This is a genomic window from Prevotella sp. MA2016 (assembly GCF_000619825.1).
Classification (GTDB): domain Bacteria; phylum Bacteroidota; class Bacteroidia; order Bacteroidales; family Bacteroidaceae; genus Prevotella.
In genome coordinates this window covers 1-24,136 of the sequence record NZ_KK211036.1, presented here as the reverse complement: position 1 = coordinate 24,136, position 24,136 = coordinate 1, and the positions used below count along the sequence as shown (strand labels likewise).

Below are 24,136 nucleotides of genomic sequence, written 5' to 3'. Positions count from 1 at the left end.
TTTTATGGGAAAACTAGCTGTACAAAAGTACTTTTCATTCACCATTCTTATTATTACACTTCTCGTTATGATCTTCACCATCGTAGGTCTCTACGGAGGTGACGTTCAGCCTGCTGGTAATACAGCACGCGCCATGCTGGTATATGCTCTGCCCATCCTGATAGCAGCCAATGTAGTGCTTCTTATCTACTGGCTCATCATGCGCCGTTGGCACTGGGCCATTATTCCAGTCATTGCCATCCTGAGCAGTATTCCATACAGTGGAACCATCTATCAGTTCGGTTCAGCCAACGAGAATGCAGAAGCCACTCAAGGCATCAAGATTGCCACCTACAACGTGGCCATGTTCGGTCGCGAAACATCTGGCTTTATCGCACAAGACATCCTGAGCGAGATGAAGCGCCAGAAGGTAGATGTAGTCTGCTTCCAGGAGTACAACGACCAGTGTGGCGACAAACTCAACTCAACATCGTATAAAGAATATTTCCCCTATATGGCACAGGGCGAGAGCGACATGATGATCTATAGCCGCTACCCCATCGTCAAGTCGAAGAACATGAACTTCGAGATGACCAACAACAGTGCTATGTGGGCCGAGGTAAACTATCAAGGCACCGTCATCCGTGTGTATAATGCCCACTTGGAGACTACTGGTATCAACAGCACACTCCACAAGGCCGGCAAGCTCATGAATCAGGGCCTCGACATTGAGGGCAACGCTCTGATGCGCGCCTTCTATGGCAACTATACCTTAGGTATGATTGCCCGTTCTGGCCAGGCCAACGTTCTGGCTATGGACATGCGTGATTGCGAAAAGCCTATCATCGTATGTGGTGACTTCAACGATGTGCCCTACTCTTACGTCTATAACACCATGCTGGGCGATAAGGTTGACGGATTTACTGAGGCTGGTAGCGGATTTATGTACACCTTCCGTGGTGGCAACAAGAAAGTACGTATCGACTACATCTTCCACGACAAGGGTATGCAGGCCGTAAGCTACTACAAGCGCGACGTCAACTACTCCGACCACAACCCGGTATTCTCTAAGATAGCCATCCACAAGCAATAAACCCCAAAAAAGAATCCTGCTCATTTGAGTGGGATTCTTTTTTTGTTACTGTACTATCTTAAAACGCACCCTGAACGAGCGTTCCTGCTCGTCCCAGTTGGTACCCAACAGTTCGAAGCGTCCTATCTGCGAGGTAGAACGCACATGCTTACCGATACAGGGACACACATCATAATCACCGATACGCACCAATCTGATGGTCTCTGAGGCATCTTCCGGCAGGCGGTCGACACTTACATCGTCGGGCAATGTGTCGCGAGTCACATACTCAAAGGTCACGGGCAGGTCTTCTGCTATCAGCTCGTTCATACGGCGCTCTATCTCCCGCTCGTCCTGTCGCGAAGGTTTCTGGTCAAGATGAAAACTCATCTTACTCTTCTTGCGTTCCACATGGGCATTAAACGAACGTCCGCAATCAAACATCCTAATCATGGTTTGATTCAGCAGATGCTCAGCAGTATGCGCTGGTGGAAACTCCTCTTTGTTGTGCTCATTGAATACGTAATCAGCCATATCATTAAATTTTTGGGCACAAAAATACAAATTAAATCGATAAAAAACAAATTATTCGCAACTTTTCGGCAGTCTGTTACGTCTAACAGATAAAATAACCAATTAAAATAAGAAAGAGTATGAAAAAGATTTTGTTTCTGATGGTTTGCGTTTTAGCGCTCACATCATGTAAGGTAGATCTGGGTATCAACAAGATTACTCCCAGCGACAACATCGTAACCAAGACCTATAAGGTAGATGCTTTCGAAGCAGTAAACATGAGTTGCGTGGGTCATGTAGATATCATTCAGGACGTGAAAAAGAGCGGTACCATAGAGCTCATCGCCCCCGACAACTATGTAGAATACTACAAATTTGACAGCGCCGACAGTGCGCTCCGCATCGGCTACACCAAGAAGAATCTCTCTCTCGATACCAAAGATGTAAAAATCAAGGTTTACACTGCCGACCTTACCAAAGTGATCAATAGCGGTGCTTCTGGCATCAACATCGACAACCTGGATACCGACCGCCTTGAAGCCGTTGTCAGTGGCGTTGGCGAGATTGCAATCAGCGGCGTGGCCGACGAAGCAGTACTGATCAACAGCGGCGTGGGCAGCATCGAAGCCGAGCACTTCAAAGTTCAGAAAGTAAGGGCCAATGTATCAGGCGTGGGCAGCATCAAGTGCTATGCCAGCGACGAGATTGACGGCAACGTTTCAGGTGTTGGCTCACTCGATTATGCTGGTCATCCCAAACATAAAAACACCAAGCGAACGGGTATAGGTAGCATCAGTGAACTTTAAAACAAATCATCCCAACCAGACCGGTTGGGATGATTTGTTTATACTCTAAAACTCAGCACTTTAGCGCCAAGCGGCTCAAGTTCTAATCTAACCGCATTATCGCGCTTAAGAGCGAGTTTTTCTTTTTGTGCTTTCAGCAGATCTGCGGCCGTTGCCGTCTTCTCTTTCAGCCCCAGATAATCAAAGGCATGAGCAGGCAGGTTCACATCAATGGCAGCTGGTGCATCGTCGAAGTTGACCACCACCAACAGCGCCTCAGTTCCCGCCTTACGAATAAAGGCAAACTGCCGCTGCAGATGACCGTTGGCATACATCAGGTCGAACATCAGTCCGTCGGTCACCGCCTTCTGACTCTTCGCCAGGTTCATCACCTTGCAGTAGGTATCATAGAGATGCTTTTCGCGAAGCGTGTATTTGCGCTGAGCCGCCCGTACTATCGTATCCACACTCCAGTAGTCGAAGATGGTGGTGCGTCCGTCGCAGCCGCTGAAGCCCTCCTTATCCATACCACGCTCGCCATACTCCTGTCCGAAGTAAATCATCAGCGGGTTCTGCTGCAGCAAGGCCGACACCACAAGTGCCGGTACACCCTTACGTGCATCGCCAGCAAAGAAGTCGCTGGCAATACGCTGTTCGTCGTGATTCTCCAGGAAGTAGAGCATGTGCTGCTTGATATCATCAGTCTGCTGCCAGGCGCCAGTGATAGCGTGCACGTTCTGATATCCGCACATCACACCGCGCAACGTGTCATACATGCCCACTTTATCATATAGATAATCGAAGCCAGCCCCCAGGTAGTTGCGATATTCTGCGGGATTATACACCTCACCGATAAACACACAGTCGGGATAGCGGCTCTTCACCTTACTGGTAGCCCAGTGCCAGAAGGCAGCAGGCACCATCTCAGCCATATCACAGCGGAAACCGTCGATACCCTTAGCCGCCCAGAACAGCAGAATCTCCGTCATCTTGTTCCATGTGTCGGGTATAGGGTCGAAATGCCCCACTCTGCCGGCATAGTAGTCCAGACCGTAGTTCAGCTTCACCGTTTCGTACCAGTCGTTCATGCCTGGTGCGTTATTAAAGCAATCGTTGCCCGTAGCTTTCGCCGGCTCTTCCAGATACGCCTCATTCTCGCCATGATACAGGTCGAGATAAGGTGCAAAGCGCTGACCAGGACAGTAGTAGAAGTTGTTTTGCGGGTCGAATCCGTTCTGTGGGTTGTCGCCCTCACCCAAGTCTTTCACCCCTTCGGGCTTACATATCGAGTGATACTGGCGCGCCACGTGGTTAGGCACGAAATCGATAATCACCTTCATCCCTGCCTTATGTGTGCGCTCCACAAGCGCTTCAAACTCCTGCATACGCTGCGCTACGTTCTCGGCCAAATCTGGGTCGATATCATAGTAGTCGGTGATGGCGTAAGGCGATCCAGCCTTACCCTTCACCACAGCCGGATGCTGCTTAGGAATACCATAGGCACTATAGTCAGTCTGCGACGCATGCCTGATGACACCCGTATACCAAATATGGCTCACGCCCATCTCCCTGATTTTCTTCAGGGCAGTGGGCGTGAAGTCGTTCAGTTTTCCGCAACCATTCTCGGCTATCGTACCATCCTCTATGCGGTTAGTGCAACGATTGCCATAAAGTCGCGTAAAAACCTGATAAACTATAATCTTAGGCGATGCCATGGGCAGAAACCTCTTTGTTGATCTTAGCGATCATGCCTTGGAGGGCCTTACCAGGACCACACTCTGTGAAGTCGTCGGCACCATCAGCAATCATGTTCTGTACGCTCTGAGTCCAGCGAACTGAGCTTGTGAGCTGTGCAATGAGGTTAGCCTTGATCTCAGCAGGATCAGTATGAGGCTTAGCATCAACATTCTGATATACAGGGCACTTTGGAGTTTTGATCTCAGTAGCCTCGATAGCAGCCTGGAGCTCGTCCTTAGCAGGCTGCATGAGTGGCGAGTGGAAAGCACCGCCCACCTTGAGCACCAATGCGCGCTTAGCACCAGCAGCCTTCAGCTGCTCGCAAGCCTCCTCGATAGCCTCAACGTTACCGCTGATAACCAGCTGTCCAGGACAGTTATAGTTGGCAGGTACAACGATACCCTTACCCAGCTTGCTCACCTCAGCGCAAACCTCCTCAACCTTCTCGTCGGGCAGAGCGATGATGGCAGCCATGGTAGATGGCTGAGCCTCGCAGGCCTTCTGCATAGCCATTGCACGAGCGTAAACCAGCTTCAGTCCGTCCTCAAAACTCAGAGCACCAGCAGCAGTCAGAGCCGAGAACTCACCCAGAGAGTGACCAGCAGTCATCTCAGGAGCGAAAGCCTCGCCCATGCAGAGTGCAGAGATAACACTATGAAGGAACACGGCAGGCTGAGTAACCTTAGTCTGCTTGAGCTCCTCATCGGTACCCTCGAACATAATATCGGTGATGCGGTAACCGAGAATCTCGTTAGCCTTCTCAAAAAGTTCCTTTGCCAGTGGGTTTGTGTCATACAGATCCTTACCCATTCCTACAAACTGTGCTCCCTGTCCGGGAAAAACAAATGCTTTCATCTTAATTTACAATTTATGAATTTACTAATTATTATTTATTTCTAATTGAGATAATTTAGCGATTTTGCTATTTTCAGGATGCAAAATTACTAAAACTTTCTGAAAAATGCACCCTAATAGCCATTTTTTTGCTGAAAGTAGTCTGAATATCGAAAAATCTGTGTAATTTTGCAGTTAGAAAGAGAACAGATGGCAAAAATGAAGCTTATTGTAATGACGAAACCCACATTCTTCGTCGAAGAGGACAAGATTCTAGCGAACCTCTTCGAGGAGGGATTGGATAATCTGCACCTGTACAAGCCAGGTGCATCGCCCATGTATTCTGAGCGTTTATTGACCCTACTCGGTTCCGACTATCATAGCAAGATAACCGTGCATGGACACTTCTATCTGAAAGAAGAGTACCGTTTGCGCGGCATTCATATAGACGATGCTTACACCGAGGCTCCTGTTGGCTATAAAGGCAACATCAGTCGCACATGTCATGCTATCAGTGAATTGAAGGAAACCAAGAAGAAATCGAATTACGTTTTTCTTCACTCTATCTTCGACAGTCAGACCAACGCAAACGAGAAGCAGTCGTTCACAATGGATGAGTTGCGTCAGGCAGCCAGTCAGGGCCTTATCGATAAGAAAGTATATGCTCTGGGAGGTATGAATCTCGATCGTGTGAAAGAGATCAAGGAACTAGGTTTCGGTGGCATGGTGATATGTGGCGACCTGTGGAACAGGTTCAACATTCACAATGAAATCGACTACAAAGCCTTGCTCAATCACTTTGAGAAACTGCGCAAAACGATAGATTAGCGAAACTAAAGTACTAATATATAAAATATAAATAGGTATTAAAAATGAGTGAACAAAGCTCTTATATGGTATTCTCAGGTACAGCAACGAGATACCTGGCAGAGCGAATCTGCCAAAGTCTGGGTTGCCCATTAGGCCAGTTGCAAATCACTAAATTCTCTGATGGAGAGTTTGCTGTTTCTTACGAGGAGAGCATCCGCGGTCGCGATGTATTCCTGGTACAGAGCACCTACCCCAATTCTGACAACTTGATGGAGCTGCTGCTGATGATTGATGCAGCCAAGCGTGCTTCTGCCCGCACCATCAATGCTGTTATCCCTTACTTCGGATGGGCCCGTCAGGACCGCAAGGACAAACCACGTGTTAGCATTGGCGCCAAGCTGGTGGCCGACCTTCTGAGCGCTGCAGGTGTAAACCGTGTTATCACAATGGACCTGCATGCCGACCAGATTCAGGGATTCTTCGATGTACCTGTTGACCATCTGTATGCGTCAAACGTTATCATCCCCTACCTCGAGTCGCTTAATCTCGACGAGCTGGTAATCGCTTCGCCAGACGTTGGTGGTTCAAAGCGTGCCAACACCTACGCCAAGTATCTGGGTTGCCCACTGGTACTGTGCAACAAGACACGTGCCCGTGCCAACGTCGTAGCTTCTATGCAGATTATCGGTGATGTGAAAGGTAAGAACGTTGTGATTATCGACGATATGGTTGACACCGCCGGTACCATCACCAAGGCAGCCGACCTGATGAAGGAGAATGGTGCACTCACCGTTCGCGCTTGTGCCAGCCACTGCGTGATGAGCGGTCCTGCCAGCGATCGTGTGCAGGAGTCATCTCTCGAAGAGATTGTCTTCACCGACTCAATTCCATATACCCAGCGTTGCGCCAAGGTTAAGCAGCTCTCAGTAGCCGACATGTTTGCCGAGGCCATCCGCCGCGTCATCGACAATAAGAGCATCAGCGACTTGTACATCGTATAAGTAAATGAATAATAAGAACCTTTTCAGACTGGTAGTAGCCGGCCTTGTGCTGTGCTCCTGCCAGTCTGATGTTTATCAGATAAATGGTTGCGCGCCCCAGCTGCACAATGGCGACACCATCACTTTGGCATTCGAAGACCCACCCCAGAAGGTTCTGGGCCAAGCCTATGTCGAGGATGGCGTGTTCAAGTTTGCCGGCACCACGGATACTACCCTTTTCTGCCGTGCATATCTCAACAGCGACCGGCTCACCAGCATCAGCTTCTTTCTTGAGCCTGGCAATATCACCATCGAGCTGAATCGCCACCCCAAGCCATCCCGCGTGTCGGGCACCGTACTCAACAACGAATGGCAGGCCCTCAACGACACCGTCCAGAAGCTGGGCACCCAGCTCATCCGCCTGGCTCAGGTTTCCACCCTGCAGCATCCCCCCTTGCCGCGCCAGCAGTTGCAGCAGCGCATCGACAGCATGCACCGTCGCCTGTCAGACTGCATCATCGAGACAGGTCAGCGCAACCGCGACAACGTATTAGGAAAATACATTCAAGAAAACTATAAAAAACCCGAGTTCAAATAAACATTGAACCCGGGATTTTTTTTATGATGTAACCACCTCTTATTATACGGTGTGGTTAGGCAGCTCCAGCCACTTGATGTAGCAGAAGTCCTGACGGTGAGGCAGTGCCTTATGTGTAGGATACATACGGATGGCACTCTTATACTGTCCGGCCTGCTGTGGTGAGAGTGTAGCCTCGAAGGTATAGTGGTTGCCTTCGCGCTTTACCATCTTCAGAGGCTCGATAGAGAATACACGCTCTTCGCCCTCCTTGTCGATGTGCACATTCACCTTCTCCAGAGCTACAGCATCGTCCAGACCCTGCTCGTCAATCACGTAGCGGATGGTGTACTTCTGAGCGGTCTCAATACCAGCAGCAGGATAATCCCACTCGCATGAAACCACGTTGATAGCATCCCAACGCTCAGCCACGGTCTCCTTCCACTGAGCCAGTTCCTTAGCCAGACGGCAGTTGTCCTTAGCCAACTCCTTGAAGCGCTTAGCCTGTTTGTTGTAGAACTTCTCATAGTAGTCGTCCAGCTGGCGCTTCATAGTGTAGTGAGGAGCGATCTGTGCGATACTGTTCTTGATCACCTTGATCCAGCCCTCGCTGATGCCCTTCTTATTCTTATTATAATAAAGAGGTATAATCTCGTTCTCCAACAGGTGGTAGATGGTAGCAGCATCCAGCTGATCCTGATAACCCTGGTTGTTGTAAGTACGCTTCTCGGTGAGCGCCCATCCGGCACCCTCGCGATAGCCCTCAAGCCACCAGCCGTCCTTTACTGACAGGTTTACCACACCGTTCATCTCGGCCTTCTCGCCAGATGTACCCGAAGCCTCGAGCGGACGTGTTGGGGTGTTCATCCAGATATCTACACCCGATACCAGTCGGCGAGCCAGCAGGAAGTCGTAGTCCTCCAGGAAGAGCACCTTACCCAGGAACTCAGGACGCTGCGAGATCTCGTAGATGCGCTGAATCAGACCCTGACCAGCACCATCAGCTGGGTGAGCCTTACCGGCAAACAGGAATACTACTGGATGCTCAGGATCGTTTACAATCTTCGACAGACGGTCGAGGTTGGTAAACAGCAGGTGAGCACGCTTATAAGTAGCAAAGCGGCGGCAGAAACCAATCACCAGTGCGTTTGGATTGAAACGCTCCATCAGTCCAACCACACGCTGTGGATCACCCTGGTTCTTCAACCAAGTCTCACGGAACTGCTCCTTGATATAGTCGAACAACTTCTGCTTCAGTGCCATACGTGTGGCCCAGATCTCCTCATCAGGACAGTTATAGATGCCGTGCCAGATCTCCTCGTTGCTCTGGTCGCTCATGTGCTTCGGATCGAAGTACTTAGCATACACCTTGCGCCACTCGGTAGCACACCATGTTGGGAAGTGCACACCGTTGGTCACGTAGCCCACGTGGTTCTCCTCTGGATAGTAGCCAGCCCAGATAGGTGCAAACATCTTCTGTGAAACCCATCCATGCAGCATAGACACACCATTAACCTCCTGACAGGTGTTGCAGGCAAATGTACTCATGCAGAAGCGCTCGCTGTGGTCGTCAGGATTGGTACGACCCATGCCGATGAACTCATCCCATGAGATACCCAACTTCTGTGGGTAGCCACCCATATACTTACCAAACAGGCCCTCGTCGAAGTAGTCGTGACCAGCAGGTACAGGAGTGTGAACAGTGTAGAGTGAAGAAGCACGAACCAGCTCAAGTGCCTGGTTGAAAGTCATGCCCTCATCAATATAGTCGCACAAGCGCTGCAGGTTGCAGAGAGCAGCGTGTCCCTCGTTACAATGATAGATATCCTTCTTGATGCCCAGCTTCTTCAGCAGCAGCATACCACCGATACCCAGCAGAATCTCCTGCTTCAAGCGATTCTCCCAGTCGCCACCATACAGGCTGTGGGTGATAGGCTTGTCGAATTCAGAGTTCATATCGTTGTCGGTATCCAACAGATACAGCTTCACACGACCTACGTTCACACGCCAAACATAAGCGTGCACCTGGTAGTTGGTGTAAGGCACGTCGATCACCATTGGGTTGCCATCCTTGTCCAGCTGGCGCTCGATAGGCAGGCTACCAAAGTTCTGGCTCTCGTAGTTAGCAATCTGCTGTCCCTCCATCGAGAGGCTCTGTGTGAAATAGCCGAAACGATACAGGAAACCTACAGCACACATATCAACATTAGAGTCAGAAGCCTCTTTCACATAGTCGCCGGCCAGCATACCCAGACCACCAGAATAAACCTTCAGAGCAGAGTGGATACCATACTCCATACAGAAGTAAGCCACTGAAGGACGTTTCTTGTCAGGCTCTACGTCGATATACTGATGAAACAAGTCATAAACATTCTTGATACGCTTCATCAGCGCCTTATCTTTTACGATAGCCTCTTTACGCGAGAAGCTCAAGCGTTCCAGCAGCATCACTGGGTTATGTTTCACCTCATGATAAAGCTCAGGGTCCAGGTCGCGGAACAGGTCGCGTGCCTCGTAGTTCCATACCCACCACATATTGTGGGCAATCTCGTCCAAACACTTCAGTTGTTCAGGAAGACTCGACTTCACGGTCAGGTCCTTCCACATTGGAGCATTTGCATAATCAGCTTTAATTTTCATAATGTTACGTATTATTTAAACATGTATTATTATTTCTATAGATAGTTCTTCTTACGTTCTTCCGCTTTGCTGAGTGCGATATCGTAAGCCTCATAGTAGTAGGCTATGAATTCACTCCATAGCGCCTTCTTCGACAGAGCCTCAGCATTCTTGCGGCAGGCATCCACCTGCTTTTTAGTCATGTTTGAGAATTCTGCCACAGTCTCCTTGATGGCATCAGCCACCTCGCTGTAGTTGTAGTCTGTGCGGTGTATCACCTTCACGCCGTCAGCCAGCTGCCCCTCCTTGCCAAACACGGTGTTGGCCCAGAGTCCGAATCCAGCCAGGTCGGTCGTGATGCAAGGCACCTTGAAGGCAACAGCCTCCAGCGGTGTGTAGCCCCAAGGCTCATAATAGGATGGATAGATACACAAGTCGTTACCCAGCACCACATCATAATATGTCATGTTTACGATACCATCATTACCATCAAGATAGCAAGGCAGGAATATCACCTTCACCTTGTCGTCCTTACGGTTATACATATCGTAATGTTTCATCATGCCCAGCACGTTGTCGTGATCCATATTGTGCAGCCAGTGGGTCACCATTGGCAAGTCGAGCGGAGTATTGGGGGATGGGTGATGGGTGGTGGTGGTTTGAAGACGATCTTGAAGGTCTTTGCGGGGCTCACTTACCCAACCGGGCACCTCGATAAAAGCCACCACTTTGCGGTTCAGACTGCTGTCGAACCTCAGCCGGTTCATCGCCTCAATAAACACGTCGATACCCTTATTGCGGAACTCGTAGCGACCCGATGTAGAAACAATCAGCGTGTCGTCGGTCAGTTCCTCACCCAGCAGTGCACTAGCCACCTGCAGCATCTTCTGTCGTGAAGCCTTGCGCTTGCGAGCAAACTGCTGCGCGCTGCTTGGCACAAAACTATTATCAAAACCATTAGGCAGCACCACGTCCACGGGCTTGTCGAGCAGCTCCACACACTCCTTGGCGGTAATGTCGCTCACCGTTGTAAAGCAGTCCACGTAGTGAGCAGTCTGCTTCTCAATCGAGTGTTTGCTCTGCATATTCAGCTCGCCGGCCATCTGGTCGCCATTATAGGCAAACAGGTAGTCGTAGAGAGGTTTCATGTTGCCAGCGATCGATCTTCCGATGCTAGTAGCGTGGGTTGTAAACATCGTACCAACCTGTGGCAATCGGTTGTTCAGGTACAGTGCACCCAGTCCGCACATCCACTCGTTGGCATGGTATATCACCTTTGTTTTCTCGTTCCACTCGCCTTTCACGCTCTTCCATTTATAGAAGCTCTCCGTAACCAGCGCAGCAGCATACGAGAACATCGAGGCCTCATCATAGTCGCCATAAGCATGCAATGAGTCCACGCCGTAGTGTTCCCACAGCCAGCCATATATCTCATTCTTCTTTTCAAAGAACGGCTTAAAATCTACTAGAATAGCAATAGGTTCTCCTGGAATAGTCCAGCGACCCACTTTAAGTTTCAGTCCCTGCTCTTTAGCCTCCCATTGCCAATCAGCAAACAGCGAGGCATCTTCCTTAAAATAGGGACACTCATGTTCGTTCCAAAAATCAGGACCTATAAAAAGAATCCTGTCCTTCATAGTGTCTTGTAGGGTCTTGGCTCGTGTCGAAAGCACTGTATATATTCCCCCTACCTTGTTGCAGACCTCCCAACTTGACTCGAAGATGTAGTCCGGCACTAATCGATTATTAACCATAGATAAACTAACTAATTCGCTGCAAAGATAATTAAAAAATACTTAAATATACAACATTTATTGCAATTTTTTCTCCGTAAACGTTTAAAAGATGATATAGATTAGGTATCTTTGCACCCAAAAATCCATAAGTATTAAATTATGAACAAGTTAATTACGATAGCACTTTTCTGTTTGGCCACCCTTTCAGCCAGTGGCCAGAACGCCAAAGAGCCTTTTCGTGCATACCTCATAAATAGTGAGTTTGATGTTTTTCTGCGCATTAATCTTTACGAACAGGATATCACCGTCCCCGGTCAGGACCTCATCGGGCAGGTGCCCGGATTCCTCAGTAAGCGCTACAATCCCTTTGCCTGGATTATCACTTCGGCTGAGGTGAAAGGCCATAAGGCCGAGCTGCAGCTCATCAACGATTACGGAAGCGAAGACCTCACCGCCACCCTCACCCAGAAGAACGACTCTGTGTATATCCTCAAACAAGAAAGCGGCAGCACCCTCAAGGTGCCCAACAAAGGTAAGTGGCAGAAGCTACCCAAGACGCTCGAGTTCAAGCGCAAGTAGCTCCGTCCCTCCGTTTAGTCCATTGGATAAACCACGCCCCACTCTTTTCTCAGCGCATCCATAATGCGCATCACCTCCAGTGTCTCCTGATGAGGCATGGCAGCTATCTCCTGCTGTCCGGCCTCCAGCGCGTCGCGGCATGCCAGCACCTGATATTCGTAGCCCGTTATCTGTGGCGGACAGTCTATCACCCGCAGCAGTTCGCCATCCCGGCCGTGCACTGTGGCCCGCTGCGGATTGTTGATGTTATCCACCTCGATATATCCATTTTCGCCACTCAGCACGCCGTGCTTGTCATTGGCACAACAAGCCGAAGCCTGCAGGTTGGCTATCATACCATCGCCGTAAACCACCGAGATGGCATCCTGCAGATCCACTCCCGTTTCAGCTTTCGAGCAGTGTGAGTGCACCTCGCGCCAGTCGCCCCCACAAAACATACGTACAAAGTTGATGGCATACACCCCCAGATCCAGCAACGCGCCGCCACACAGGTCAGGCCGCATGATGCGCTCCTTCTGCCCCATCGAGTAAGCCAGACTGGCATACACCATCTTCACCGGTCCTATCGTACCAGCATCCAGCACCTGCTGAATCAGTTGGCGCATAGGCTGGTAGCGCGTCCAGATAGCCTCTGTTACCAGTAGTTTGCGCTGCTTGGCCTCAGCCAGCAGAGCCTCAGCCTCACGGGCATTAGCCGTAAACGCCTTCTCCACCAGGCACGCCTTGCCATGCTGCAGTGCCAGCATGGTGTGAGCATAGTGGTGCGAGTGCGGCGTGGCCACATACACCAAGTCAACCGCCGGGTCGCACACCATTTCCTCATACGAGCCATAGGCCTTCTCAAATCCCCACTGCTGGGCAAAAGCCTCAGCTTTCTCCTTACTACGCGAGCTCACGGCGTAAGCCTTACAGTCGCGTCCGTCTTCTCGCTTAGCCAATCCCTGCAGGGTCAGTGCCATCTTCTCGGCTATCCAGCCAGTACCTATAATACCGATATTCACAGATTATATTTTTTTGATTTATTTTACGCGCCACACATTGAGCACGATGCCCTTAAAATCCTGATTGAAATCAGGCGCACATACAAACAGAGTGTTGTTCAGCCAACCATACTTACTGTCGGCAGGCGCTTCAAACTGCGGTGCCGCCTTGAAGTAGAAAGTAGGTTTACCGTCAGCATCCTTACCATTGGCAATGATACCACGGTTTCTCACGTGGATATACACCCCGTCGTCAGTTTTTATGCAGTAGATAGCCTCCAGCTCCGTACGCCCATCCGGCGCATTCAACTGGTAGTCGGCTCCACCATTCATGATAGTGCCTTTGATGTGCGGCCCCTCAAAGGTACCCCCAGTGATAGGAATCACCGTGCGGCGTCCGTGCTGCATGTTGTTAATACCAAATGCCTCGCCCAGCGTCACTTTCAGCTGCAAGGCAAATTCCAATTCCGGCGTCTCTTTCGGCATCACCACCTGCGCCTTTGTTCCCAGCGCCATTATGGCAGCCATAGCTACTAGTAATATTTTCTTTTTCATTCTGCAAAGATATAAAAAAAAAATAGAAAAATTCATTATTTGATTTTTATTTCAATAAAAAATACTATCTTTGCAACCAAACAGTCTAATGATGGAATGAATATGAAAAAAATTTTATTTATTATCGGTTCGTTAAGGGCCAAGTCCTTTAACCGCCAGATGGCCGAAGTGGCTAAGGAGATTATTGGTAATCAGGCCGAAGTGCAGGAGCTTGATTACAGTCGTTTACCCTGGGTAAACCAAGACATCGAGCAGCCCGAACCAGCCGAGGTGGCTCGCATTCGCAAAGCCATAACAGAGGCCGACGCACTGTGGATTTTCACCCCCGAGTACAACTTCAGTTATCCCGGCCATCTGAAGAATCTACTCGACTGGCTCTCTCGCCCCGTAAAACCACTGGATTACGAAACGCCCACTTGCATCAATGGCAAGCGCGTGGCGCTGAGTGGTGCAGGCGGAAAATTGGCTACAGCCAAATGCCGTGAGAAACTATCAGAACTGCTTAGTTTCATCAGGGCCGACGTACTCCCAGAACAAACCGGCGTCGCCGTACCACCAGAGGCCTGGACCACAGACGTGCTCACCCTCACCGATGAACAGAAAGCACAACTAAAGCTCCAAGCCGAGAAGTTGCTTCAATAAAAAGAAAATAAAAAGAGGAATCAGCAGCGATGCTTATTCCTCTTTTTCAATTTTCTCAACTACCTCCAAATCAGCAGGCAACCAATCCACGCTGTCAAGTTGTTCTTTGGTTAACCATCGCGCCGCCTCATGCTCATTAAGGTGCAAGGCATCATCCAGCAAACTGCAATAATAACAATGCATGGTAAGGTGGAATTGCGGGTAATCATAATCTACGGTACACACGAAACTATCCACGCTAATCTCTGTAGAGAGTTCTTCGCGTATCTCACGTTTCAAAGCTGCTTCAGGCGTTTCGCCAGGTTCAACCTTGCCCCCAGGAAACTCCCATCCGTCTTTAAAATCCCCATATCCACGCTGCGTGGCAAATATCTTATCATCCTTGCGAATAATCGCAGCTACTACTTCTATTTTTTTCATATTTTATACTACAGCTCTATGTTTAGCAATATTCAACATTGATGCAGGCATTGGTGTCTTAAGTCGCCAAACAATCTCTATTGGTTTTGCACCTTGCCACTTAACTAACTTTACTTCTCCAAGATATGTAAATCCCATGGTTCTACCTTTGTCATCAGGATAGCTATCTTGTTGACGCACGAAGAGAAGCATCGTTTGGGTTTCATTAATATAGTTCTTACCGGCTTGTGACGTAGGACTGACTTTGTTCTGTGTTTCCCAGTTAAACAACAACTCATTAATAGCGAAATCGTTATAATTAGTATTTGAGCCCTCTTCCCTATCCTTGATAATATCAACAAACATGGCTTCGAGATTCAAACGTTTATTTCTTTCGCATCCTTCACGACATGAAGACTTCTTATCAATACTTGAAGTCTCCAATGCAACAAAAATCTGATCTTTGGTATAAACACCATGAAGCTTTAACGGGAAATTCATGATAGAAGAATTATCTACCATCTCATATGCTTCACATCTATTTTTAAGCAGCCCAACAAGCTCCCTCATTTCTTCACAAAAAAGATCATCCAAAGAAAGGTCGTCAAACATACCTTGCAAATTTGTGTATTTACCGGCCTCTTGGAACATATCATAATAAAGCATCAGAGCCATCTTCTGCTCTATGTAATTCATGTCATCGACTCTTACTTTAAAACTTTGAGATGCTATTCGTTCTATGAAAGAAAAATAGGTATACGAATCTGTTGACAACCATTTTTTATACACAGCACGTTTCAACTCATTTTCAAATCGAGACCTGCGATATATTTTTCCGGCCAAATTAAGCACTCCTTGCCAAGTAAAGTTCTTATAAAATTTTTCAAGTGGAATCTGATGCAAATGAATAAAGTTTGCTAACGTAAGCGGTCTATCAGTTTCGCTACTATACGCCTGAATCCATGTAATAACTTTGTTCTTACGGAAAGTGCCTATTGCAGCCTTGATGTTTTCAAGGATATACTCCTTAGCTTTTGCTTCGAGGGTTATATGACAACCTAATGGCAAATGTGGAAAATCCTTTTCAAACTCTTCGGCTACACTCATAGATGTTCGTCCTATGAGTCTTCTAAATCTATCAGTATAGTTAAACTCCTTATTGCAATGACCAACAAAGTCGAGTATAGTTACATAATCCTTACCCTCTGCTTTACGAAGTCCACGTCCAAACTGCTGCAAGAATACAGTCAAACTTTCAGTAGGACGTAAGAATAAGATAGTATCAACCTCTGGTATATCTACACCTTCATTGAACATATCTACTACAAACAGATAGTTTATTTTCTTTTCTCTTAGCTGTCTGCTCCACTTCACACGCTCAGCCCCATTGTCACTAACAAGATATGCCGATTTTAATCCGGCCAGTTGGAACTTAGCAGCCATATTTTTTGCATGCTCTACATCCACACAGAAACAAAGTGCACGCACATCGTGATAATTAGGGAGGTATTCTTCAATCTTTCTAAGAATCAATCCTGTACGTAAGTCGTTTTCTGTATATATTTTCGAGAGCTCTGATATTACATATCTTCCGCCTCGCCAAGTTACAGTAGTCAAGTCAACTCTATCAGTTATTCCATAATAATGGAATGGAGCCAGCAGGCGATTATTCAAAGCATCATCAAGACGAATTTCTGCAGATATCTTCCCATCAAAATCCTTGGTAATATCTTCACCATCCATACGTTCTGGCGTTGCAGTTAGGCCAAGCAATATCTTTGGTTTAAACCTACTAAGTATCTTTCTGTAAGAATCAGCAGCAATGTGATGTACCTCATCGAAAATTATATAATCAAAGAAATCGTCAGTTAATTCTAACTCATCCAAATGATTATTCAACATATCTTTCGAAGCAAACAGATGTGTGTAAGCCTGAGGCGCCACATCACCATACCACAAGTCACCAAAGTTCTCATCCTGCAATACAGTTCTAAACGTTCTACAAGATTGCTTCAAGATCTCTTCACGATGAGCAACAAACAAGAAGTTGGATCGACTATTATGCTCCCTAAAATTCTTATAGTCAAATGCAGCAATAACCGTTTTACCAGTACCTGTAGCAGCTACCACCAGATTGCGATAATGCCCAAACACCTCACGTTCAAGTTTTAGCTTTTCCAATATCTCATCCTGATAATCATGCGCCTTTATCAAATCGAGCACACTATAATCTATCGTCTCAGTCTTTACCCCCGACAAAGCCTCCTTTAATCGTTCGTCATCCCTACCAGAAACAAAGGTTTCAAACAAGGGATTTCCCCAATATGACTCAAAAGTATGGCGTATTTCCTTAATGATATGTGGTAACTCTTGTTGGGTAACTTTTACATTCCACTCCAGGCCCTCGGTCAATGCTGGTTCAGAAAGATTTGACGAACCTACATAAGCCGTATGGAAACCTGTATTTCTGAGAAACAGATATGATTTAGCATGTAGTCTATCAAGAGAAGAATTATATGAGATTTTAATCTCCGTATTTGGCAATGTGGCCAACTTTTTGATAGCATTATAGTCAGTTGCTCCAATGTATGTGGTGGTGATTACTCGAAGTTTCTTTCCACTCTGGGTATAATCCTTCAGCTGATTAAAAATCAGATTCAAACCCGAGCTACGAATAAATGACACCAGCAAGCATATCTCGTCGGCAGATAATATTTCGCGTTTCAGTTCACTTTCTAACGAAACCTGTTTACTTGAACCAGTAAACAATGTACTGCGAACAAGTGATGTTATTGGAGTTATCTCGCAAATATGTTCTGCTATATCTGGAAATTCGCACTTTGTTTTGTCAATTACAGCTGTAAGAATCTCTGATTTAGCCGACAGCAGGTTAGTATCTTCAATATAGAATTTTTGAGCTAAATGCTTAATGATATCATTTGCAAGTTTAACTGCCTTCTCAACACTTTCATCATCCTGATTGAACTGAGAAAAAACATCAACAAACAACCCATAAAGGTATCGTGACAGGTAAGTAGCCACATTATCCTTTGTCATCGGCTGTTTGCCAATATAAAACTCTTGGTGATCCAATTCACCAAGTTTCACCTCGAATAATTTATTGATTATCTGTTCGTATAATCCCAGCTCAATCATATAGCAATTTATCTAATTGCTTGCAAAGATAAAACTTTTTTTCTAAAAGACAGATAAATGACAAAAAAAGATAGTTTTTACTTAACACTATATCTACACTTAGGATAGTTGGAACAGCCATAAAAGAGCCATTCTAAATACTTTTTTATCTTAAATCTATCCATCTAGTATCCCTACTATCAATTATATTTCTGACATGATTAATGTCTACTTCAAATAAAAAACAACCTAAAGAAATATCTATCATTCCTCTATCTTTGCATTGATTTCTTTTTGTACATATAGAGCAGTCCCGTACATTATATTTTTCAATGTAAGCCTTTGCAATACCCAATTCATAGAGGTCAGCACATGAGATATCACTTAAAGGTCTATAAAGGCACCGTTCATATTCTGGTATAGAAGAAGTATTGACTTCTAGACAATTAACCTGTTTACATTCCCCTCTATAACTACCGTCACCATTAGCAATTAAATAGAAAAAAGCGAATTGAATATAATCATAGAACGAAGAATCCCTCACAAAACCATGAAACCATATTGGTGGCGGCAATATTTGATTAGCATAACTCAAAAAATTGTAACTATTTACCACATCACCCATATTCTCAATTATATCACATTCTGCGTCCTCTTTCTTACTTACTGAGATTTCTATAATTTTATATCCAGAATTTATTTTTTCTTTCGAGCATTTATGAGTGACATATATTTCTAAAAAAAGGGGAGGTATTGTATCATCTTTACTATTAGTTAAAAGCAAATCTGCAATATACTTATCTTCACTTTTCTCCGGCGTACATGTATCATACATGTCTCTAAGATTTATTGTCTTTTTACGTGCTTTCCCAGAAGCTTTACAATCAATTATTTTTGCAAGTTTACATGTTTTATAGTTAGGACAAATTTCTTCCTCATAGTATTCTATCAAGAATTCATTACTGTCGTCAAAGCGTTGTTTTATCCTTAGCTCCGAATAGTTATGAAGATATCTGTCTGGTTCGTTTCTTGTCTTAATATATCCAGGACGATGGCGGAAAAACTTTGTAAAACCAGTTCCGTTCTTCCTCTTAACAAATACCATTTCCTCCTCATCATCACCTTCGCATCCAAGGAAATAAAAACGAATCCCTTTCCATTCCTCTTGAGACTTATCTATTTTATGTGCATAAACTATCGACCCATCGGCAAGATTTGCCTCTGAATATTTAACTCCTTGTGGATTTTTTGCGTTTACTTTTTTTCTCATAAAGGTTAGTTTTATTATAGTAATAATAACAAAAACTAAGCCAATTTAATATATTGCCAATTTGTCACAATGAAAAATAATTCAAGAGTATAATCTAGCTTTAACCTCACATATTCTAAACTGATTTAAACAATTCAAATTTGATCTAAACTGATCAAAATTGTTTGGCCAGGTTAGTGCGATCTTCTACCTTTGCTACAAAAAATGAGTAACCCTGCTTTTATGTCCGTTAGCATCGTGGGCGATAGGCGACAAATGAGGTCGCTTTATCAAAAGATGCTTAGACTGCAAAATCGTAAAGTACCACTGATTGAGAATGGTTTCTACTACCCTAAACGTTGGTTGGGTAACCTGGTAGCGAGACTAGGTGGAGATTGGCATGAGGTGTATTGCCGTGGCACGTGGGACTACTTAAAGATTAACAACAAAAGTCTTTACTTTTTCACAGAGTCAGCTTGGCAAGCGCCTTTTGATGTGCTACACTTAATTAAAAAGGTGTATCCGGGACTGGAGATATACTTTTCGGCTGAGGGGGATGGCTGGGACACATATCTAACCAATGATGCCGAAGGACGCTTCTTTACGAGTAGGTTTGAACTCGACATGCCACCAGAAAACGACTATTATGATACCATCGAAGAAGTGGCAGAACGCGTTGGCAACTACATCGGTCGCAAAATTGAACCTACGAAAGAGGATGTTTATGATGCTATCGAAGAATGGGAGATGGAGAATGATGATATGGACGCGTACATCAATTTTAAAGAGTTTGAGTTTGTTAGTTTAAATGATGTATAAGGTGAGCATATTAGTTATGCTCACCTTATTATTTGTATTTCCTAAAAAATATCTAGGCGTTATTTCCTGAATACCTTGCGCTTGTTTTTGATGACTAAGCCGTGGGTGCTATCGGTGGTTGGCATGCCACTCAGGGTATAGGTCATATAGGTGTCTGGAGTGGCGGCAGCGGTCGATGTATTGTTGATGACGGTGGCGGCATCTTCGATGGCCTCGTACTCTGCTATGGTTTCCTGCATGCGGTGGTCGAGGTCGGAAAGACGATAGAGGCCGTCGGCATTGGGCGTTAGGCCATCAACGGTTACGGGCAGCACCATAGGTGGCTCCTGGAGGGTGAGCAACGAGCGGTTCTGCAGCTGACTGACTTTGGCAAATACCATGTTGATGCCTACGTAGGTTTCGCTGCCATCGCTCCACTTCTCAAACACCAGCTTTGAACCGATGGGGGTGTGAATCTCAAAGGCGTTCTGGGTTTCGGGATAGATAAGGCGCAAGGCGGCGCCGATACTGGCCAGATTGCTATCGTGACCACACAGGAACATGAACTTACGATCGGTGCGGTTGAGCTCCTGACGGATGCGACTAATCAGCGGATAAGCCAGGTTGATGGCGGCCGAATGGGTGGTGAAAAGCAGGGCATCGTAAACCTGCTTTACACGGCAGATATCGCGCCACTGCTGGGTGGTGAGCTCGGTGCCGAAGGCTGTCATACTCTCACTTTCGTAACACTGCAGCACCAGGGCATCGGCCACGCTGTTGGCCAGCTTATAACCGCCCGTCATGCGGGGCTCATCGCCTTTCTCGATGACAAACTTTGTGTCGTCAAACCAGAAATGGGTGGTGTCGTTCTGGGCGGCTGGCGAGTGGGCCATATCTATCACCTGCTCCATCAACTGCAAGGTGGGGCGCATGCTTTGCATCCAAGCCTGGGGACCGCCATGCATGGCGTTGATCTCGCTGAGCACTTGCTGGCGGTAAGCATCGTTCATCTTGGTGAACTGGGGCGTGAACACGGGGTCCATCTTGTCCTCGGCCAACTTGTGGGTTATCTCTACATTGGCAAAGGGCAGGAAACCAGCCGAGAAATACTTGGCTGTAGTAAAAGTGCGCTGGCGAGAGTTGGCGTAAAACAGCACTTCTTCGCCTTCAGGACGGTAGTTGTCGGGCAGCAATCCCTCGCCTACTACCCACTTGCGGAAGAACTGCCCCATGACGGTTTCGGCCAGACCGCCACGCAACGACAGCTGACTGGAGGGAGAGGTCCATTGGAACCACTGATAGGGGGTGACACGCATGTGGACTGCCCCACCCGACGTCAGCGGCGAACGGATGTTGTGGCGGCTCATCACTACCACTTGCTTCAGTTGATACTTGGTCTTGAAGGCGGCCGAGCGCTCTATCTGGGCCCATGCGCCTTGTGCCATGGCGCCCAGCAGAGCAAGGGCTATAAGTTTTTTGACATGTTCCATCAGGTTGTTACTTCATGCGGTTACGTATCTGATTCTTGAGTCTCAGGATGCGGCGAACACTCTGGTTGATGCGGTCCTCGGTGAGGGTGCCATCGTTAACGGCAGCTATCACGGCTTCGAAGGCCTCGACATAGTTGCGGGGATCGAGCACGATATCGGCACCGGCCTTAATGCAGCCGACAGCTGCCTGGGCGTTGGTGTACTGATTGGTGATGGCGCCCATACTGATGGCATCGGTAACGATGATGTTACGATAGCCTAACTCACCACGCAACTTATCTTCAAGGATGACGGGCGACATGGTGGCGGGCTCATCGCTACCGGTGACGTTGGGGGTTGCAATGTGGGCGGTCATAATCAGCTGGCAGCCCCAAGCGATTCCTGCACGGAAGGTAACCATCTCGCAATCCATCATCTCGGCCCAGGTCTTCATCGATTGGGCATAGCCATAATGGGTGTCGGCGGTGGTGTCGCCATGTCCGGGGAAATGCTTGATACAGCCTGTAATACCGGCATCTTTAAGTCCCTGCAGATAACTGGTTACCATGGGTGCTGCCACAGCAGGATCGCCACTAAAGGCACGCGCACCAATCACTACATTGTCGGGGTTGGTGTTGACATCGGCCACTGGGGCAAAATCAATGTCGAAACCATAACGGGTAAGATAGGTGCCGATGGTGTTAGCGCACTCATAGGCATTGGCGGGATCGCCGGTTTCGCCAATCGCCTCCATCGACGTATATTTGGGCAGATCGAAGTTAGGATGGTTGGCTAGGCGTGACACGCGACCGCCCTCCTCGTCGATACACAACAGCGGACTACCGTTGAGTGTACGTATCTGCGAGATAAACGCTTCGAGCTGGTTTTCGTCTTCGATGTTCCAGGCATAGAGAATCATGCCACCTATGGGATAATTCTTGACAACGCCTGACATAACACTGTTAATCTGCTGCAGTTTGTAGGGCGAAAGCTCTTCGAAACTGCTCCAGTGGATGGTGGTGTCGAGGGCCTCAGGGCGTACGTAGAACATCTGTCCTACTTTATCGCGAAGGGTCATCTTTCGTAGTTGTTGCTCAACATCGCCGGTAGGTGAACTGGCAGGTGAATCATAGTTAGTACAAGCTGTTAACAGCAAACCGCCCAAAAGCAAAGCGGCATTCATCCATGTTTTAAATGTTTTCATTCCTATAGTTATATATCAAAAAGTTAATAAAAATCAGATTGCTAAAACACTGGCAGAGCCAGGAGCTGCTGCATGATGGTGAGGGCCATGCGGCGATGACCTTCGTTGTTGGGATGAAGGCGGTCGGTGGCAGCGTTGTTGAAGAACTCTGCGTGCTCGTCCATCAGAGGATAAAGGCCGCACAGGGCATTGAGGTCGATAACGGGAACTGCCCACAGGTTGCCAGCCTCCTTGACCGACTGTACGTAGGCATCGATATACTCGCCACACTTATTGGTATAGTCTTCGCGAGGCTGCCAGTTCTGATCGTTGGCATAGAACTGAGCGCGATGGATGGGAGTGAGCAACACAACCTGCTTTCCAGGATACATGCGTTTGACATAATCGAGGGCTCGATTGATACGACCACGATAAGTAGAGTCGGCCATGACGGGATAACGATGACGACGATCCACCATGTGCTTGGGCTCGTGTATGCCGGCCATCACCTGCTCTGAGACTTCGGTGAACCACTGACCAATGGGAACACCGGCATTATAATCGTTGGTGCCGATAAAAATCAAGATGGCATCCACATCATCACCGTGCTCAGCTTTCAATTTGTCGGTCTGACGGGGAATGTCGTTCCACTGCCGACCGCTCACACCATAAACATAGGGTGCAATCTGGAGCCAATCCTGCAGATAGCTCCAATACTTCTTATTGGCAGCCTTGTTGCGAGGGTCGGTGATAGAATCGCCAAAATAGCCCACACGCTTGCCCTGCCAAGGATGCTGAAATAGGGTTTGAGATATGGCGGGCACTGCAAGTGAAACCGCCAAAAGTAGGGTTAGTAATCGTTTCATACTGCAAAAATACAAAACAAATTTGAAATACAAAAGCTTTATTCAGGAAAAAGAGCATTTTCTTTTGTTTAGAAGTTAAGAGAGCGGGAGTTATACCCTACTAGCATGCTAAGCGGCAATCAGCTTATCCCTATTCAGGGCCAGGAACCTCGGAACAACCGTTTTCTAAGGCAGAAAACGTTATTTTCTAAGTTAGAAATGGGTACTTTTCAAGTTAGAAAAGAGTAATAATCAACCTAGAAAATAGTATTAATTAATCAATAAATAAAAACATGAAAGAAAGTATTCTAAAGATCTCACGTAAGAAAGAGGTCATCAACCGCTTGGAGCTCGCACTTTTAAGGCCGACACGCTTAAGCACGACCAACAAGAACATACTAAAATATCTTACAAAAGCGATAATCTTGGTTTGTCTGATTCTGTCTGTCCACTGCATACATATATAAAACGAAAAAGCCCCGAAGATATTGTATCCTCGAGGCTTTTCTTTAAAAAAAGACGGCGGCTTCCTACTCTCCCGCATTGCATTGCAGTACCATCGGCGCAGGTGGGCTTAACTTCTCTGTTCGGAATGGGAAGAGGTGGGACCCCACTGCAATAACCACCTAATATAGGTTATTGACATTGTCGACACAAGAA

The 24,136-nt window shown here is 47.0% G+C and carries 20 protein-coding genes, 1 rRNA gene and 1 pseudogene; 8 read left to right on the top strand and 14 right to left on the bottom strand.

Going from position 1 to position 24,136, the window contains the following annotated elements:
* Positions 1–4 precede the first annotated feature (4 nt).
* Positions 5–1,072, top strand: coding sequence for an endonuclease/exonuclease/phosphatase family protein (locus T360_RS0110775; protein WP_036929497.1), 1,068 nt, complete (start codon positions 5–7; stop codon positions 1,070–1,072).
* Between the two features lie 45 nt (positions 1,073–1,117).
* Here the strand turns inward: T360_RS0110775 and T360_RS0110770 are convergent.
* Positions 1,118–1,582 (bottom strand): annotated as a pseudogene (locus T360_RS0110770) (hypothetical protein); the annotation flags it as partial.
* Positions 1,583–1,704: 122 nt separating this feature from the next.
* On the opposite strand from T360_RS0110770, the gene T360_RS15840 reads away from it, so the two are divergent.
* Positions 1,705–2,370 (top strand): GIN domain-containing protein, encoded by a 666-nt coding sequence (locus tag T360_RS15840; protein WP_051523525.1) that lies wholly within the window; start codon positions 1,705–1,707, stop codon positions 2,368–2,370.
* Between the two features lie 38 nt (positions 2,371–2,408).
* Here T360_RS15840 and T360_RS0110760 read toward each other — a convergent pair whose 3' ends face one another.
* Together T360_RS0110760 and fabD are read right to left on the bottom strand one after the other, a co-directional pair.
* On the bottom strand, positions 2,409–4,064 hold the full coding sequence (locus T360_RS0110760) for an alpha-amylase family glycosyl hydrolase (protein ID WP_036929495.1): 1,656 nt from the start codon (positions 4,062–4,064) through the stop codon (positions 2,409–2,411).
* Complete coding sequence (fabD, locus tag T360_RS0110755) at positions 4,051–4,941, bottom strand: ACP S-malonyltransferase (protein ID WP_028912799.1); 891 nt, start codon at positions 4,939–4,941, stop codon at positions 4,051–4,053. Before fabD ends, T360_RS0110760 begins: the two co-directional genes overlap by 14 nt.
* A 198-nt stretch (positions 4,942–5,139) precedes the next feature.
* On the opposite strand from fabD, the gene T360_RS0110750 reads away from it, so the two are divergent.
* Genes T360_RS0110750 through T360_RS0110740 form a run of 3 tightly spaced genes read left to right on the top strand, consistent with a single transcriptional unit; the run spans position 5,140 to position 7,308 of the window.
* Positions 5,140–5,748: a thiamine phosphate synthase gene (locus tag T360_RS0110750; RefSeq protein WP_028912798.1), complete on the top strand. Its 609-nt coding sequence runs from the start codon at positions 5,140–5,142 to the stop codon at positions 5,746–5,748.
* A gap of 44 nt (positions 5,749–5,792) precedes the next feature.
* Positions 5,793–6,731 carry a ribose-phosphate pyrophosphokinase gene (locus tag T360_RS0110745; protein ID WP_028912797.1) on the top strand — a complete coding sequence of 313 codons (939 nt, stop codon included), beginning with the start codon at positions 5,793–5,795 and terminating at the stop codon, positions 6,729–6,731.
* A 4-nt stretch (positions 6,732–6,735) separates the two neighbouring features.
* Positions 6,736–7,308, top strand: a complete 573-nt coding sequence (locus T360_RS0110740; RefSeq protein ID WP_028912796.1) for a DUF4369 domain-containing protein — start codon at positions 6,736–6,738, stop codon at positions 7,306–7,308.
* Between the two features lie 42 nt (positions 7,309–7,350).
* On the opposite strand, the gene glgP is transcribed toward T360_RS0110740, so the two are convergent.
* Both glgP and T360_RS0110730 read right to left on the bottom strand, forming a co-directional pair.
* Positions 7,351–9,927, bottom strand: a complete 2,577-nt coding sequence (glgP, locus tag T360_RS0110735; protein ID WP_028912795.1) for an alpha-glucan family phosphorylase — start codon at positions 9,925–9,927, stop codon at positions 7,351–7,353.
* Positions 9,928–9,962: 35 nt separating this feature from the next.
* A complete protein-coding gene (locus T360_RS0110730) occupies positions 9,963–11,660 on the bottom strand; it encodes a glycogen/starch synthase (RefSeq protein WP_028912794.1) in 1,698 nt (565 codons plus the stop codon).
* Between the two features lie 141 nt (positions 11,661–11,801).
* Between T360_RS0110730 and T360_RS0110725 the strand changes: the two genes are divergently transcribed.
* Complete coding sequence (locus T360_RS0110725; protein WP_028912793.1) at positions 11,802–12,221, top strand: hypothetical protein; 420 nt, start codon at positions 11,802–11,804, stop codon at positions 12,219–12,221.
* 14 nt (positions 12,222–12,235) lie between these two features.
* Here T360_RS0110725 and T360_RS0110720 read toward each other — a convergent pair whose 3' ends face one another.
* Together T360_RS0110720 and T360_RS0110715 are read right to left on the bottom strand one after the other, a co-directional pair.
* Complete coding sequence (locus tag T360_RS0110720; protein WP_028912792.1) at positions 12,236–13,222, bottom strand: Gfo/Idh/MocA family protein; 987 nt, start codon at positions 13,220–13,222, stop codon at positions 12,236–12,238.
* 18 nt (positions 13,223–13,240) lie between these two features.
* Positions 13,241–13,756 (bottom strand): DUF3237 domain-containing protein, encoded by a 516-nt coding sequence (locus T360_RS0110715; RefSeq protein ID WP_028912791.1) that lies wholly within the window; start codon positions 13,754–13,756, stop codon positions 13,241–13,243.
* Between the two features lie 102 nt (positions 13,757–13,858).
* Here T360_RS0110715 and T360_RS0110710 point away from each other — a divergent pair, with 102 nt between their 5' ends.
* A complete protein-coding gene (locus T360_RS0110710) occupies positions 13,859–14,398 on the top strand; it encodes an NADPH-dependent FMN reductase (RefSeq protein ID WP_028912790.1) in 540 nt (179 codons plus the stop codon).
* Positions 14,399–14,431: 33 nt separating this feature from the next.
* Here T360_RS0110710 and T360_RS0110705 read toward each other — a convergent pair whose 3' ends face one another.
* The 3 genes from T360_RS0110705 to T360_RS0110695 form a co-directional block, all read right to left on the bottom strand.
* Complete coding sequence (locus T360_RS0110705) at positions 14,432–14,818, bottom strand: (deoxy)nucleoside triphosphate pyrophosphohydrolase (RefSeq protein ID WP_028912789.1); 387 nt, start codon at positions 14,816–14,818, stop codon at positions 14,432–14,434.
* 3 nt (positions 14,819–14,821) lie between these two features.
* Positions 14,822–17,953, bottom strand: coding sequence for a DEAD/DEAH box helicase (locus T360_RS0110700; protein WP_028912788.1), 3,132 nt, complete (start codon positions 17,951–17,953; stop codon positions 14,822–14,824).
* A gap of 145 nt (positions 17,954–18,098) precedes the next feature.
* Complete coding sequence (locus T360_RS0110695; protein ID WP_028912787.1) at positions 18,099–19,202, bottom strand: hypothetical protein; 1,104 nt, start codon at positions 19,200–19,202, stop codon at positions 18,099–18,101.
* A gap of 276 nt (positions 19,203–19,478) precedes the next feature.
* On the opposite strand from T360_RS0110695, the gene T360_RS0110690 reads away from it, so the two are divergent.
* On the top strand, positions 19,479–20,000 hold the full coding sequence (locus T360_RS0110690) for a hypothetical protein (RefSeq protein ID WP_155949512.1): 522 nt from the start codon (positions 19,479–19,481) through the stop codon (positions 19,998–20,000).
* Positions 20,001–20,059: 59 nt separating this feature from the next.
* Here the strand turns inward: T360_RS0110690 and T360_RS15180 are convergent, their stop codons facing one another.
* From T360_RS15180 to rrf, 4 genes are all read right to left on the bottom strand, one after another.
* Complete coding sequence (locus T360_RS15180) at positions 20,060–21,469, bottom strand: histidine-type phosphatase (RefSeq protein WP_051523524.1); 1,410 nt, start codon at positions 21,467–21,469, stop codon at positions 20,060–20,062.
* 7 nt (positions 21,470–21,476) lie between these two features.
* On the bottom strand, positions 21,477–22,652 hold the full coding sequence (locus T360_RS0110680) for a glycoside hydrolase family 3 protein (protein ID WP_028912785.1): 1,176 nt from the start codon (positions 22,650–22,652) through the stop codon (positions 21,477–21,479).
* Between the two features lie 41 nt (positions 22,653–22,693).
* A complete protein-coding gene (locus T360_RS0110675; protein ID WP_028912784.1) occupies positions 22,694–23,497 on the bottom strand; it encodes an SGNH/GDSL hydrolase family protein in 804 nt (267 codons plus the stop codon).
* A gap of 496 nt (positions 23,498–23,993) precedes the next feature.
* Positions 23,994–24,106: ribosomal RNA gene (gene rrf / locus T360_RS0110665) — 5S ribosomal RNA — on the bottom strand.
* Between the last annotated feature and the right edge of the window lie 30 nt (positions 24,107–24,136).

Bases quoted from the DNA above. Each gene is read 5' to 3' on its own strand.
- T360_RS0110700 (WP_028912788.1), bottom strand. From the start codon at position 17,953: ATGATTGAGCTGGGATTATACGAACAGATAATCAATAAATTATTCGAG.
- T360_RS0110710 (WP_028912790.1), top strand. From the start codon at position 13,859: ATGAAAAAAATTTTATTTATTATCGGTTCGTTAAGGGCCAAGTCCTTT.
- T360_RS0110750 (WP_028912798.1), top strand. From the start codon at position 5,140: ATGAAGCTTATTGTAATGACGAAACCCACATTCTTCGTCGAAGAGGAC.
- T360_RS0110690 (WP_155949512.1), top strand. From the start codon at position 19,479: ATGCTTAGACTGCAAAATCGTAAAGTACCACTGATTGAGAATGGTTTC.
- T360_RS0110730 (WP_028912794.1), bottom strand. From the start codon at position 11,660: ATGGTTAATAATCGATTAGTGCCGGACTACATCTTCGAGTCAAGTTGG.
- glgP (WP_028912795.1), bottom strand. From the start codon at position 9,927: ATGAAAATTAAAGCTGATTATGCAAATGCTCCAATGTGGAAGGACCTG.
- T360_RS0110695 (WP_028912787.1), bottom strand. From the start codon at position 19,202: ATGAGAAAAAAAGTAAACGCAAAAAATCCACAAGGAGTTAAATATTCA.
- T360_RS0110725 (WP_028912793.1), top strand. From the start codon at position 11,802: ATGAACAAGTTAATTACGATAGCACTTTTCTGTTTGGCCACCCTTTCA.
- T360_RS0110745 (WP_028912797.1), top strand. From the start codon at position 5,793: ATGAGTGAACAAAGCTCTTATATGGTATTCTCAGGTACAGCAACGAGA.
- T360_RS0110740 (WP_028912796.1), top strand. From the start codon at position 6,736: ATGAATAATAAGAACCTTTTCAGACTGGTAGTAGCCGGCCTTGTGCTG.
- T360_RS0110675 (WP_028912784.1), bottom strand. From the start codon at position 23,497: ATGAAACGATTACTAACCCTACTTTTGGCGGTTTCACTTGCAGTGCCC.
- T360_RS0110715 (WP_028912791.1), bottom strand. From the start codon at position 13,756: ATGAAAAAGAAAATATTACTAGTAGCTATGGCTGCCATAATGGCGCTG.
- T360_RS0110705 (WP_028912789.1), bottom strand. From the start codon at position 14,818: ATGAAAAAAATAGAAGTAGTAGCTGCGATTATTCGCAAGGATGATAAG.
- T360_RS0110775 (WP_036929497.1), top strand. From the start codon at position 5: ATGGGAAAACTAGCTGTACAAAAGTACTTTTCATTCACCATTCTTATT.
- T360_RS0110760 (WP_036929495.1), bottom strand. From the start codon at position 4,064: ATGGCATCGCCTAAGATTATAGTTTATCAGGTTTTTACGCGACTTTAT.
- T360_RS15840 (WP_051523525.1), top strand. From the start codon at position 1,705: ATGAAAAAGATTTTGTTTCTGATGGTTTGCGTTTTAGCGCTCACATCA.
- T360_RS15180 (WP_051523524.1), bottom strand. From the start codon at position 21,469: ATGGAACATGTCAAAAAACTTATAGCCCTTGCTCTGCTGGGCGCCATG.
- fabD (WP_028912799.1), bottom strand. From the start codon at position 4,941: ATGAAAGCATTTGTTTTTCCCGGACAGGGAGCACAGTTTGTAGGAATG.
- T360_RS0110680 (WP_028912785.1), bottom strand. From the start codon at position 22,652: ATGAAAACATTTAAAACATGGATGAATGCCGCTTTGCTTTTGGGCGGT.